This window comes from Nocardia sp. CC201C (genome assembly GCF_030010695.1).
GTDB lineage: Bacteria > Actinomycetota > Actinomycetes > Mycobacteriales > Mycobacteriaceae > Nocardia > Nocardia otitidiscaviarum.
On sequence record NZ_JASCXP010000223.1, the window covers coordinates 1 to 12,106 of the forward strand.

Below are 12,106 nucleotides of genomic sequence, written 5' to 3' on the forward strand. Positions count from 1 at the left end.
TTTTCCCCGCGCTTAACGGGGCGGCCCCAGGGGGGTTGGCCGGGGGGGGGGGGGGCTTGCCCCCCCCCCCGCGCGGGTACGGCTATTCCGCGGCGATGTCCTCGATGGTCGCGATGAGCGTGCGGACCGGTACGCCCGTACCACCCTTCGGGGTGTAGCCGAACGGTCCGCCGGTGTTGTACGACGGTCCGGCGATATCGACGTGCGCCCACTGCAACCCGTCCGCCACGAACTCCTTCAGGAAGAGTCCGGCCGAGAGCATGCCGCCCCAGCGGTGGTTGGTGACATTGGCCAGATCCGCGATCTTGGAGTTGAGGTCGGCGCGCAGTTCCGCGGGCAGCGGCATGGGCCAGCCGTTCTCGCCGACGGCCTGGGAGATCCGGGCCACCCGGTCCCGGAACTCCTCGGTGCCCATGACACCCGGGGTGCGGGTGCCCAGGGCCACCATCTGCGCCCCGGTGAGGGTGGCGACGTCGATGAGGTAGTCCGGCTCGTCCTCACCGGCGCGCACCATGGCGTCGGCCAGGATGAGCCGACCCTCGGCATCGGTATTGATCACCTCGACGGTGGTGCCGCCGTACTGGGTGAGCACATCGCCCGGTCGCTGAGCGGTTGCCGAGGGCATGTTCTCGGCCATGGGCACGGTCGCGGTGACGGTGACCGGCAGGCTCAGCCGCGCGGCGAGCAGGGTGGTGGCGATGACCGCCGCCGCACCCGCCATATCGGAGGTCATGTTCTCCATGTTCTGCGCGGGCTTGATGGAGATGCCGCCGGTGTCGAAGGTGATGCCCTTGCCGACCAGCGCGACCTTCTTGTCGCCGCCCGCGTAGGTGATGCGGATCAGCCGCGGCGGCCGCGAGGAGCCCTTGCCGACCCCGAGAATGCCGCCGTACCCGCCGTCGGCGAGGGCCTGCTCGTCGAGGATCTCCACCTGGAGTCCGGCGGCCTTGGCCAATTCCGCGGCGCGGTCGGCGAATTCGGCGGGGAACAGGTCATTGGGCGGGGTGTTGACGAAATCCCGTGCGGTGGCGACGGCTTCGGCCACGGCCTGGGCGCGGAACAGCGCCTCCTCGCCGAATCCCGGATCGGGCACCAGGAATTCGACCCGCTTGACCGGGGTCTCCTCCGGCTTGGGCGCGGACTTCCCCTTGTACGGCGTGAAGGTGTACGCGCCCAGGTAGAAGCCCTCGGCCGCCGCGCCCAGGTCCAGTCCGGACAGCGTGGTGACGGCGGTGCCGACTCCGCTCAGCGCCCGCCCGGCGACACCGGCCGACTTGCGGATCTGTTCCGCGTCGATCTTGTCGAGCGCGCCGAGCCCGACCGCCAGCACACTGTCGACGCCCAGTCCGGCGGGCGCGGGCACCCGGGTCAGTTCCTCGCCCTTGCCCTTGGCCCCGACCGCGGTGAGCGCGGTCAGCAGAGTCGCGCGCGTCTCGGCATCGAGTACGTCGCCGAACGCGTCCGCCGGGGCGATCGCGGGTCCGTCGTCGGAACTCGTGAGTCCGATGACGAGGACATCGGCCTCGCCGATGCTTACGGTGCGTACCAATTCCGGTCCGAGCGAACGATCTGCAACAGCTGTCATGGCTGCCACGTTACTGCGCCCCGTCCGGACCGGCGTCCCGGGCGCGACGGTTCGGGTTGCTGTCGAATTGCGGACGGTTAACGCAACGCCTCGCATGGGACTTTTCGGATCAGGCACGACTGAACGATAGGCGGTCGACAGTGGCGTCACCCGGCACCGAGCCCACGGGCACGCCACCCTCGGGCGGCAACGCTTCCCGCACCGTGTCGATCGCCGCGGTTTGCACCGTGCAGTCGCTGCCCGACGATCCGGCACCGAGTTCCGGCGGGTAGTTCGGGGCGGCGCGGCATTATTGCCTGGTGCCGCGCCGCTCGGTATGCGACCGTGATCGGACCATGAACGACAGGGACATCGTGAAAGTGTCCAAGCGGCTGTCGAACTGGCTGCGGCATCGCCCCGAGGCCATCGGCTTGGACCTGGACGCGGCGGGCTGGGTGCCCGTCGCGGCGCTGCTACGACAGGCGGCCGTGCACGGCAAAGGTTTCACGCGCGCTCAGCTCGACCTCGTCGTCGAGCAGAACAGCAAGCGGCGCTTCGAATTCGACGCGAGCGGCACCCGGATCCGGGCGCGGCAAGGGCACTCCGTCCCGGTGGATCTCGGCTACGCCCCGGCCGCGCCGCCCGCGCGGCTGTACTACGGCACCGCCCGATCGAACCTCCCACTGATCCGGTCGCAGGGCTTGCTCCCCATGCGCCGCCATGCCGTGCACCTGTCCGCCGATCCGGCCACCGCCCGCACCGTGGGCACACGGCACGGCAGCCCGGCCGTCCTCACCGTGGCGGCGGCGGATATGCACCGCGACGGCCACGAGTTCTTCGTCACCGGCAATGGTGTCTGGCTGGTGGCCGAGGTCCCATCCCGATACCTGGGCGTCGCGGACTCGACCGCGGCGTCCTAGCGGTTGCATGCTCCGCCGCGCGCGTGCTCGGTGGGGTAGTGCCGGGCGGCGATGCCCTCGAAGAGCAGCGCGAGGCAATCCCCGAGCAGCCGGTCGAGGTCCAGATCGAGGCCCCCGGCATCGGTTTCGAAGTAGCGCACGAGCATCGGGTGGGATTCGGGGGTGACCATCTCCACCACGTCCTCGGCGGTGGTCTGCGGACCGAGTGGGGCGCGCTCGGAGGTGAGCAGCAGCGCCAGCCCCTGCACCAGGCCGGATACCGACAGATAGACGGTGAGCATGCTCTCCCGCGTCATACCCGGCCGGTACAGGGCGGTGAAGGCGCGCTCCAGGGAATCGAGCAGGGCCGGCCCCAGCGGTGGGCGGGTCTGCGCGAGCACCGGCAGCATCCAGGGGTGGCGGCGGTAGAGCTGCCATTCGCCGAGCGCCTCGTAGCCGAGCCCGTCCCGCCAGCCGGTGAGATCGGCTGGGGGCGGCGGGGTTTCGGCGAGCGTCAATTCCGCCATCTCCGCGAGCAGGGTGTCGCGGTCAGGGAAGTGGCGGTACAGGCTGGCGGTTGCCACGCCCAGTTCGGTGGCGAGACGGCGCATGGACAGCCCCTCCAGGCCCTCCCGATCGGCGAGTTCCACGGCCGCGCGCACCACGGCGACGGTGGTGAGCCGTCGCGGCGGGGTGCGGCGCGGTGGCGCGACGGGCCGCGACCGGGCCCGGTAGGCCCGCGCCTGACACGACCGTGAGCAGTACCGGCGGCGGCGTCCGCGGGGCGGATGCGTGATCGTCTCGCCGCACACCGCACACTCCGGCGTCTCTGGTTTCATCACGACATCCAGTGTGACGAAATTGTCGTAACCCGGTCGGCATCGCCATACCTTGGCCCTCGAGGACACCGTTCGGATCGGGAGGTTACAGAAATGGGTACGACGGAGATGGTTACGACGCCGACGGTCCGCCGCGCGGGCCTGGACGAACTCGACAGGGTGGCGGCGGTCTTCGCCGAGGCGACCGCCGACGAAGTGGTGTTCAGCTGGATCATGGCGGGGCATCCGGAGATCTCCCGGCAGTTCCGCGCGCAGTACGCGCCGGAGATGATCGAGCGCACCATGCGCGAGGACGAGGTGTGGGTCGCCGGGGCCGGGGACGAGATCTGGGCGGTCTCGCTGTGGCAGACCGTCACCGGCCGGGAGCGCGTACAGCGCGAAGCCGAGCAGATGCGTGAGCTGTACGAACAGGCTCCGCTGCCGCCCTTCCGGCGATTGCGGGCGCTGTCGGGCCTGTTGGAGCAGAGCCACCCGACCGAATTCCCGCACCGCTATCTACAGGTGATCGTGACGCTGCCGCAGCACCGCGGCAAGGGCGCGGGAGCCGCCATCGTCACCGACCGGGTGAAGGCGGCCTCCGAGGCGGGCGTCCCCGCCTACCTGGAGGCCAGCACCGAACGCTCCTCGCGCCTGTACGCGCGCTGCGGGTTCGTCCTCGAGGGCGACCTCATCGAATTGCCGGAGAACGGTCCCACCCTGCGGCCCATGTGGTTCCGCGGCTGAGACCGGCAGTCCGCACAGGCACGAGCCAGCGGCCGGGGTCGGCTGCCTTCACACGGCGACAGCGGGCAACCCCGGCACGCGTCGGGCAGGCATCGAGGTCCGGCGCACCGCGTCCTGGACGAATTCCAGAATCGCCTCGGTGACCGCGCGGTGTCCCGGCTCGTGCAGCAGATCGTGTCCGGCATCGAGGAATTCGCGCATCCGGGTGCCCGGCCGCTGCGCGCACCACCGCCGGATCGGTGCGATCGGAGCCCGCCGGTCGTCCGCGCCGTGCAGCACCAGCGTGGGCACCCGCGGGGCCGGCACGTCCAGGATCGCGGCTCGTTCCGGCGACCCCAGCAGCACCACGCCCGATACCGAGTCGACCACGGCACCTCGGTCCTGCATGGCGATGAGCGCGGTACCGGCTCCGAGGGAATGCCCGACCATGATCAGCGGTAGCTCGGGGTGTTCGGTGCGCGCCAGTGCGGTGAGCCGCACCGCATTGGCCGCGAGATCGTCGATGGGCGGCATGGCCTCGCTGTCGCCTTCGCTCAGGCCGTGTCCGATGTGGTCGATGCCCCACACGTCGATACCGGATCGATTGGCCGCGCGACAGAACCGGTGGTAGTCGGCGCTCTGCTGTCCGAGCCCATGCAGCAGAACGACTACCGCCCTGGGGTTTTCGATCGGCCACCTCCGGTAATGCACCAGGCCGCTCACACCCTCGAAATAACGCACCGAGGCATTGTGGCAGATCTGAGGTCATCCTCATTCGTGTTCTGGCTCACGATAGAGCGCATGATGTTCCAACCCGCCGGTGTCGTAACCGGCCGCCGGGGGCCCGGGTTACTAGGCTGAACCGGATCGTCGCGGCGGTCATGGGATGAAGGGTTTCGAACTGGTGGAGTTGCGCGGTGAGGTGGTGTCCGGGGAGCGTGCGCGCTCGGTGGGATTCGCCGAAGCCGACGGCTTCGACTGGGCGTGGCCCGACAAGAGCGGCCGTATCCTGCACTTCGAACGCCCGCAACGCATCTGGGAGCAGAACCCGGTACCGGGCCGTACCCGCCCCTACGTGGTCGCCACCTTCAATCTGAAGGGCGGGGTGGGCAAGACGACCACCACGGCGGCCCTGGCGGAGATCCTGTCCGCCGAGTTCGGCAAGCGGGTGCTGCTCATCGACCTCGATCCGCAGCGCAATCTCACCACCATGATGGTCGGCGAACGCCGGGCGGCCGAACTGGATCGAGGCGCGGACACCTTGGCGGCGGTGTTCGGCGATGTGGTGGAGGGCTACCGCCCGCGCGACGCGGCCGGGCTGGTGCAGCCCCGCGTTTCCGCCATGCGCACCGTCACCTCGGTGGACCTGCTGCCATCCTCTCTGAAACTCATTGCGCTCCAGGACGATCTGTCCCACGTCCGGGCGGTGGATCCGACCGCCCTACTGGCCGACTCGCTCAGCGGCGTGCTGTTCGACTACGACTATGTGCTGATCGACTGCCCGCCGAGCCTGGGCCTGGTCACCCAGAACGGCCTGCGCATCGCGGACGGCTATCTCGTCCCGACCATTCCGGATTTCATGTCCACCTACGGCATTCCGGCGGTGCAGGCCCGAATCCGGCAGCTGTCGGCGCGGTGGGGCGCTCCCATCGAGGAGTTGGGCGTGGTGGTCACCAAATACCGCCGCTCCTCGGCCGTACATCAGCGCATACTCGACGACCTGCGCCGGGACCGCAGCCTGCCGCGCCTGTTCCCGACGCGGATTCCGGAATCGAATCAGATCGCGGCGGCGGCGGAGTACCTCGACTTCGGCAGCCTGCGACAGAAGTACGGGACCGGGGGTCAGTTCCTGGCGCTGCGCGAGCTGACCGACGATTTCCTGTCCACCACCCGGATCAAGCTGGCGTGGGGGCGGTAGCGGTCGGTTCGGCCGCCGGGGCCGTCGCCAGCACCGTTTCCGGCGCTCCGGAGTCGGCGAGTCCGCCGTCGCGCATCAGCAGGCAGTGATCCGCACCGAGCGCTTCGGCGCGGTCGTGCGTGGCGTGCACGACGGTGACCCCGGACGCGGCGGTTTCCCGGATCGTGCGCGAGATCTGTTGCTGTGCTTCGATATCCAATCCGACGGCAGGCTCGTCGAGCAGCAGCAGATCCGCTTCCTGCGCCAGTGCCCGGGCGAGCAGCGCGCGCTGGCGCTGACCGCCCGAGAGGTCGGTGAGCCGCCGCGCGGCGAGGTGGGCGATTCCCATCCGCTCCAGGCAGTCCGCCACGATGCGCCGGTCGTCGCGGGTGAGCCGCCGCCAGGGTCCGCGATGTGCCCAGCGGCCCATGGCCACGGTCTCGCGCACCGTGATCGGGAGGGTCGAGGGCACGCTGCCCTGCTGGACGACGAGCGCGGGTCGGCGGCTGCCGGTGCGTTCGACGGTGCCCGCCGAGGGGGTGATCACTCCGGCCAGGACGCCGAGCAGGGTGGATTTCCCCGATCCGTTGGGTCCCACGAGCGCGGTCACCCGACCGGCCGGGATATCGGCCGTGATCTCGTGCAGCACCGCTCGGGATCGATAACCGGCGGTTAGCCCTCGCAGCCGTACCGCCGCGGTGTCGCGATCGTTCACTTCATCACCTAACTTGTATTGAAAATCATTTCCATAATAAGGTGCCGTGTCATGGAATGGCTGTTCGCCCCGTTCGAGGTGTCCTTCGTGCAGAGAGCGCTGTGGGGCGGACTGCTCGTCTCCGGCATCTGCGCGCTGGCCGGTACCTGGGTTGTGGTGCGCGGCATGGCATTTCTGGGCGAGGCCATGGCCCACGGTTTGCTGCCCGGCGTGGCCGTCGCCACCCTGCTGGGCGGCAACCTGGTACTGGGCGCGGCGCTCAGCGCCGGGGCGATGGCGGCGGGGGTGACGGCGCTGGGCCGCAATACCCGGTTCGCGGCCGACACCGCCATCGGGCTGCTGTTCGCGGGCATGCTCTCGGTGGGCGTGATCATCGTCTCGCGGTCGCAATCCTTCGCCGTCGACGTGACCGCGCTGCTGTTCGGCGATGTGCTGGCCATTCGCGAGATCGACCTCGCGTATCTCGCGGTGGCGCTGGGACTTTCGCTGGTGATCGCGGTGCTGGGGCATCGCGCGTTCGTAGCGCTGGCCTTCGACCCGCGCACGGCGCACTCCCTCGGGCTGCGCCCGCGCTGGGCGCAGGCGGCACTGCTCGGCCTGCTCACCCTCGCCATCGTGGCGTCCTTCCACGTGGTGGGCACGCTGCTGGTCTTCGGCCTGCTCATCGCGCCGCCGGCGGCGGCCACCTACTGGTCGCATCGGATTCCGGTGATCATGGCCTTGGCGGTCGCCTTCGGCGGCATCGCCACCTTCGTCGGTTTGCTGGTGTCCTGGTATGCCGGGACGGCGGCCGGAGCCACCATCGCCGCCGTTGCCGTCGGGCTGTTCTTCCTGTCGGCCGCCGCCTCCCGGCTGCGTATCGCGTTGTCGGCGCGCGCCATTCGGCTGCCCGCCCCGAGTGCGAATGCCCTGGTGCTGCTGGCGGCGCTGTCGATGGTGCTGGTCGGGTGCGCCGCACCCGGGGAACCGGAACCGCCCGCCGAGGTGCCGCACGGCTACATCGAGGGCGCCGAGGAAACGGACTCGGTGCAGTCGCGGCTGGTGGTCGCGGGCTCCGGCGGTGAGCTGCGGGTGATCGATCTGATCACCGAGGAGACCACCGAATTCGACCGGATGCCCGGAATCGTCGGCCTCGCGGGCGACGACCGCTTCGGTTTCCCGCTCACCGCCGCCGCCACCGGCGTGCTGGACGGGGGCGGCTGGACCGTCGACCACGGCGATCACGTGCACTACTACCGTGCGGCCGTCCGGGATATCGGCGAGGTGCCGCACGGGGGAGTGGTTGCCGTGCACAGCGATACGGCGCTCACCGCGCTGATCGGCGCGTCGAGCACGCTGCTGCTGGACCGCGCGGAACTGGAGTCCGGTGTCATCGCCGAACGCGACAGCGTGGACGGGCTCGCGATCCCGTACGCCGAGCACCTCGTCACCGTGTCCGCCGCCGGACGTGTGGAGGTGCGCACCCGCGAGGGCGCGCAGGTCACACCACTCGCCGGGCAATGCGCCGCGCCGAGCGGTACGGCCGTCACCCGCCGGGGAGTCGTCCTCGGGTGTGCGGACGGCGCGCTGCTCGTCGCGGCCGACGCGGGCCGGTTCACGGTCACCGAGATCCCCTATCCGCGGCCGGTGCCCGCCGCCGAGCGCGCCGCCCGCTTCACCCATCGCGCGGGTTCGACCACCCTCACCGCGATCGCCGGGGAGCGCGGCATCTGGGTGCTCGACATCGCCGCCCGGAGCTGGCGTCTCATCGAATCCGGGCCGGTGCTGGCCGCCAACACCGCCGGTGCCGGGAGCGCGATCCTCGGTCTGACCGGTGACGGCGTGCTGCACGCCTACGACCCCGGCACCGGCGCGGAAACCGCACGGGCGCAACTACTCTCCGGGCCGATCGCGGCCGACTCGCCACCGGTCATCGAGGTCGACACCAATCGCGCCTACGTCAACGATGCCGCCGCCCAGGCGATTCACGAGATCGATTACCGCGACAACCTGCGTCGTGCCCGCACCTTCGCCCTCGACATCACCCCCGACCACATGGTGGAGACCGGCCGATGAGATCCCTGCTGAGCACCCTGCTGGCCTGCGCGGCCCTCCTGCTGCTGCCCGCCTGTGGCACCGGTGGCTCCGACGGCCCGGAGGTGGTCGTGACCACGAATATCCTCGGCGACATCACCCGGGAGTTGGTGGGCGACGCGGCGAAGGTCACCGTGCTCATGCCGCCCGGTGCGGACCCGCACCAGTTCGGCATCTCCGCCCAGCAGGCCGCCGGGATCAGCCACGCCGCCCTGCTGATCCACAATGGCCTCGGGCTGGAAGAGGGCGTCGAGCGCCACGTCGAAGCCGCCGAAGAGTCCGGTGTCCCAACCCTTTCCGTCGGCGACCAGGTGAACCCGATCGACTACCGCACCAGCGACGGCCCCGACCCGCACTTCTGGACCGACCCGGCCCGCGTCCGCACCGCCGTCGACGTGATCGGTGCGCGTCTGCTCGCGCTGCCCGGCGTCGACACCGCGCTGATCCGCGCCAATGTCGACCGCTACCGCGCCGAGATCGAGGCCCTGGACGCCTGGATGACGGCCCGCTTCGATTCGCTGCCGCTCGATCACCGCCGTCTGGTCACCAACCATCACGTCTTCGGTTATCTGGCACAGCGTTTCGGTTTCGAGGTGATCGGCGCGATCATCCCCAGCGGTACCGCACTCGCCTCCCCGAGCGCCTCCGATCTGGCCGAGCTCGCCACCGCCGTCCGCGCGGCGGGCGTCCGCACCATCTTCGCCGATTCCTCCCAGCCGGACCGGCTGGCCCGCGTCCTGGCCGAACAGGCGGGCGTGGCGGTCGATGTCGTCGCCCTGCACACCGAATCGCTCACCCCGCCCGGCGGGGGAGCCGACACCTACCTCGACATGATGCGCGCCAACACCGAGGCCATCGTCACCGGCCTCACCCCGCGCTGATCGTCGACACACGTTGCGCACCAACCATGATGAGGAGCACGAACCATGCGTACCCGCAGTAGAGCCGCGTCAGCGGCAGCCCTGACCGGCCTCCTGGCCTCGGTAGTGGCCCTGAGCGGCTGTGGCGCCGACGAGCCGGAGCCCGCCGCCCGCCCGGAGATCGCGAACCCGCTCGCGGTCACCTACGACGGCGGCATCTACCTGCTCGACGGGGAAACCCTGCAAGTCGGCGGCGATGTGCGGCTGGATGGCTTCAACCGCGTCAACCCGGCGGGCGACGACACCCACGTCATGGTGTCGACCAAGGAGGGCTTCCAGGTCCTCGACGCCGTGCACGCCGAGCTCACCGACATCACCTTCCCCGGCGCGAAGCCCGGTCACGTGGTCCGCCACGCCGACCGCACCGTGCTGTTCACCGACGGCACCGGCGAGGTCACCATCTTCGACCCGCACGACCTGGAACACGGCAAGCCCGACACCACGAACTACACCTCCGCCGCGCCCCACCACGGCGTCGCCATCGAACTGTCCAACGGCGAACTGGTCACCACCCTCGGCACCGAGGAAAAGCGCACCGGCATCGTGGTTCTCGACGCCGACCGCAAGGAGATCGCCCGCAACGAGGACTGCCCCGGCGTGCACGGCGAATCCACCACCGCGGGCGAGGCCGTGGTCATCGGCTGCCAGACCGGCGTCCTGATCTACCGCGACGGCGTCATCACCAAGGTCACCAGCCCCACCCCGTACGGCCGCATCGGAAACCAGGCGGGCTCCGCCGCCTCCCCGATCGCCCTCGGCGACTACAAGCAGGACAAGGACGCCGAACTCGAACGCCCGCAGCAGATCTCACTCATCGACACCCGCGACGCCAGCCTGAAGCTCGTCCCGCTCGGCACCAGCTACACCTTCCGCTCGCTGGCCCGCGGCCCGCAGGGCGAGGCCCTGGTCCTCGGCACCGACGGCAAGATCCACGTCATCGACCCGGTCGCCGCGAAGGTGACCCGCAGCTTCGACGTGATCGCCCCGTGGGAGGAGCCCCTGGAGTGGCAGCAGCCCCGCCCGGCCATCTTCGTCCGTGATGACGACGTCTACGTGAGCGAGCCGGCCACCAAGCAGATCCACCGCATCGACCTGACCGCGGGCACCACCGCGGCCTCGGTGACCCTGGACGGCACCCCGAACGAGCTCAGCGGCGTCGTCGGCGGCCACGACCACTGATCCGGCAGTTCGCTTGCCGTGCCGGGCTTTCGAGCTCGGCACGGCTTTTTTCTGCACGAGATCAGCGAAAGGCCTCGGCGTTCTCCTCGACCCACTGGCGATAGGTCCGCCCGGCGCTCCCGGTGAGCCGCTCGACCGTATCGCGCACCCGCAGCAGTTCGTCATTGACGTCCCCGCCGGTCACATCCAGCACCGCATCCGCCGCGTCCGCGCCGAACACGTCCACCATGCGCGCCCGCGCCCGCTCCCGGCTGATCTCGACGACTTCGATCTCCCGGCCGAGCTCCGCTGCGATCGCCGCCACCTGCTCACGCGGCGATATCCGGGCCGGACCGGTCAGCGCATAAGCCTGCCCCCGGTGTGCGGGATCGGTGAGCGCGAGCCGCGCCACCGCCGCGATATCGGCGGGATGGATGGTGGGCAGCGCGATATCGGCGAACGGCACCTCGATCGGCCGTCCGGCGCGAATGGCGTCCGCCCACATGAGGGTGTTGGACGCGAACTGGGTGGGGCGCAGCACGGTCCACTCCATCCCGCTGTCCTCGACCATTCGCTCCACGGCCGCGTTCTCGGCCGCCGGTCCCAGCCACGGATGGGTGAGCACCGTGATCGACGACACCAGCACCACCTGCCGCACGCCCGCCGTGCGCGCCGCCTCGAGAATCTCCCGATCCGGCCCGAACCGCGACAGGTAGAGCATGGCCCGCACGCCCTCCAGTGCAGGTTTCAGCGAAACCGGTTCGGCGAGATCGCCTTCCACCACCTCGACGCCTGCCGGGAACGCGCTCCGGGCGAGGTCGCGCGTGAGACAGCGCACCGGCTCCGCTCCCTTGCGCAATTCCGACAGCAATGCGCCGCCGATACCTCCGGTGGCTCCCGTAACGAGAATCACGACCCTCTCCTTCTGTCCACGAGCAACTGCCGACGACGCTAAAACCTCGAGTCGACTTCGGGTCAAATCCGCGCGGCAAGCCCGGCTTTCGATATGGGTGGCGTCGTTCTCGTCACGGGCGCTAGGCTCGTCGCGGCATTACAGGAATGAATACACCGGTGCGCAAGGCGGTTTGACTCCGAACGGCATCCGGATCAGGGGAGGGAATCCGCACAGCCGTATCACCGGCGCGCCGGGCGACAGCATGTGTCGCCTGCTACGCGCGCGCCAGCCGCATCTTCGATCCGCGACACACCGCGTCCATTCGTTCCCGGGGAGGGGCTATCCGACCATGAACAGCGACCGACCATCCGGCAGCGGCATTCCGCCCGCCGTATCCCCATTCGACGAGAACCCCACCGAGGTGCAGAACGTCTGGCCTCGCCC

11 protein-coding genes are annotated in these 12,106 nt (G+C 70.0%); 6 read left to right on the plus strand and 5 right to left on the minus strand.

Annotated features, from left to right (window positions below):
* Positions 1-82: 82 nt before the first annotated feature.
* A complete protein-coding gene (locus tag QK444_RS21910; RefSeq protein ID WP_282783190.1) occupies positions 83-1,585 on the minus strand; it encodes a leucyl aminopeptidase in 1,503 nt (500 codons plus the stop codon).
* Between the two features lie 335 nt (positions 1,586-1,920).
* On the opposite strand from QK444_RS21910, the gene QK444_RS21915 reads away from it, so the two are divergent.
* Positions 1,921-2,484 carry an RNA 2'-phosphotransferase gene (locus QK444_RS21915; protein ID WP_282783191.1) on the plus strand — a complete coding sequence of 188 codons (564 nt, stop codon included), beginning with the start codon at positions 1,921-1,923 and terminating at the stop codon, positions 2,482-2,484.
* On the opposite strand, the gene QK444_RS21920 is transcribed toward QK444_RS21915, so the two are convergent.
* The gene (locus tag QK444_RS21920; protein WP_282783209.1) at positions 2,481-3,302 is read right to left on the minus strand and encodes a TetR/AcrR family transcriptional regulator; all 822 of its coding nucleotides are present in this window, start codon (positions 3,300-3,302) and stop codon (positions 2,481-2,483) included. The two genes, QK444_RS21915 and QK444_RS21920, sit on opposite strands and share 4 nt — an antisense overlap.
* Positions 3,303-3,395: 93 nt before the next feature.
* On the opposite strand from QK444_RS21920, the gene QK444_RS21925 reads away from it, so the two are divergent.
* A complete protein-coding gene (locus QK444_RS21925) occupies positions 3,396-4,025 on the plus strand; it encodes a GNAT family N-acetyltransferase (protein WP_282783193.1) in 630 nt (209 codons plus the stop codon).
* 48 nt (positions 4,026-4,073) lie between these two features.
* Here the strand turns inward: QK444_RS21925 and QK444_RS21930 are convergent, their stop codons facing one another.
* A complete protein-coding gene (locus QK444_RS21930) occupies positions 4,074-4,745 on the minus strand; it encodes an alpha/beta fold hydrolase (protein ID WP_282783195.1) in 672 nt (223 codons plus the stop codon).
* Positions 4,746-4,890: 145 nt separating this feature from the next.
* On the opposite strand from QK444_RS21930, the gene QK444_RS21935 reads away from it, so the two are divergent.
* Entirely contained in the window at positions 4,891-5,922 is a 1,032-nt protein-coding gene (locus QK444_RS21935) for a ParA family protein (protein WP_282783197.1), read from the plus strand.
* On the opposite strand, the gene aztA is transcribed toward QK444_RS21935, so the two are convergent.
* Positions 5,900-6,616 (minus strand): zinc ABC transporter ATP-binding protein AztA, encoded by a 717-nt coding sequence (aztA, locus tag QK444_RS21940; RefSeq protein ID WP_282783199.1) that lies wholly within the window; start codon positions 6,614-6,616, stop codon positions 5,900-5,902. The two genes, QK444_RS21935 and aztA, sit on opposite strands and share 23 nt — an antisense overlap.
* 51 nt (positions 6,617-6,667) lie before the next feature.
* Between aztA and aztB the strand changes: the two genes are divergently transcribed.
* From aztB to aztD, 3 genes are read left to right on the plus strand one after another with little or no spacing between them, the layout of a single operon-like run.
* Positions 6,668-8,671, plus strand: coding sequence for a zinc ABC transporter permease AztB (gene aztB, locus QK444_RS21945; RefSeq protein ID WP_282783201.1), 2,004 nt, complete (start codon positions 6,668-6,670; stop codon positions 8,669-8,671).
* Entirely contained in the window at positions 8,668-9,570 is a 903-nt protein-coding gene (gene aztC / locus QK444_RS21950) for a zinc ABC transporter substrate-binding protein AztC (RefSeq protein WP_282783203.1), read from the plus strand. The genes aztB and aztC overlap by 4 nt, the downstream gene beginning before the upstream one ends.
* Before the next feature lie 45 nt (positions 9,571-9,615).
* Positions 9,616-10,788, plus strand: a complete 1,173-nt coding sequence (aztD, locus tag QK444_RS21955; protein ID WP_282783205.1) for a zinc metallochaperone AztD — start codon at positions 9,616-9,618, stop codon at positions 10,786-10,788.
* A 61-nt stretch (positions 10,789-10,849) separates the two neighbouring features.
* Here the strand turns inward: aztD and QK444_RS21960 are convergent, their stop codons facing one another.
* Entirely contained in the window at positions 10,850-11,680 is an 831-nt protein-coding gene (locus QK444_RS21960; RefSeq protein ID WP_282783207.1) for an NAD(P)H-binding protein, read from the minus strand.
* Positions 11,681-12,106: the final 426 nt, after the last annotated feature.

Excerpts from the sequence above, each read along its gene's own strand:
- QK444_RS21920 (WP_282783209.1), bottom strand. The coding sequence starts at position 3,302 with ATGAAACCAGAGACGCCGGAGTGTGCGGTGTGCGGCGAGACGATCACG.
- aztC (WP_282783203.1), top strand. The coding sequence starts at position 8,668 with ATGAGATCCCTGCTGAGCACCCTGCTGGCCTGCGCGGCCCTCCTGCTG.
- aztD (WP_282783205.1), top strand. The coding sequence starts at position 9,616 with ATGCGTACCCGCAGTAGAGCCGCGTCAGCGGCAGCCCTGACCGGCCTC.
- QK444_RS21925 (WP_282783193.1), top strand. The coding sequence starts at position 3,396 with ATGGGTACGACGGAGATGGTTACGACGCCGACGGTCCGCCGCGCGGGC.
- QK444_RS21910 (WP_282783190.1), bottom strand. The coding sequence starts at position 1,585 with ATGACAGCTGTTGCAGATCGTTCGCTCGGACCGGAATTGGTACGCACC.
- aztB (WP_282783201.1), top strand. The coding sequence starts at position 6,668 with ATGGAATGGCTGTTCGCCCCGTTCGAGGTGTCCTTCGTGCAGAGAGCG.
- QK444_RS21915 (WP_282783191.1), top strand. The coding sequence starts at position 1,921 with ATGAACGACAGGGACATCGTGAAAGTGTCCAAGCGGCTGTCGAACTGG.
- QK444_RS21935 (WP_282783197.1), top strand. The coding sequence starts at position 4,891 with ATGAAGGGTTTCGAACTGGTGGAGTTGCGCGGTGAGGTGGTGTCCGGG.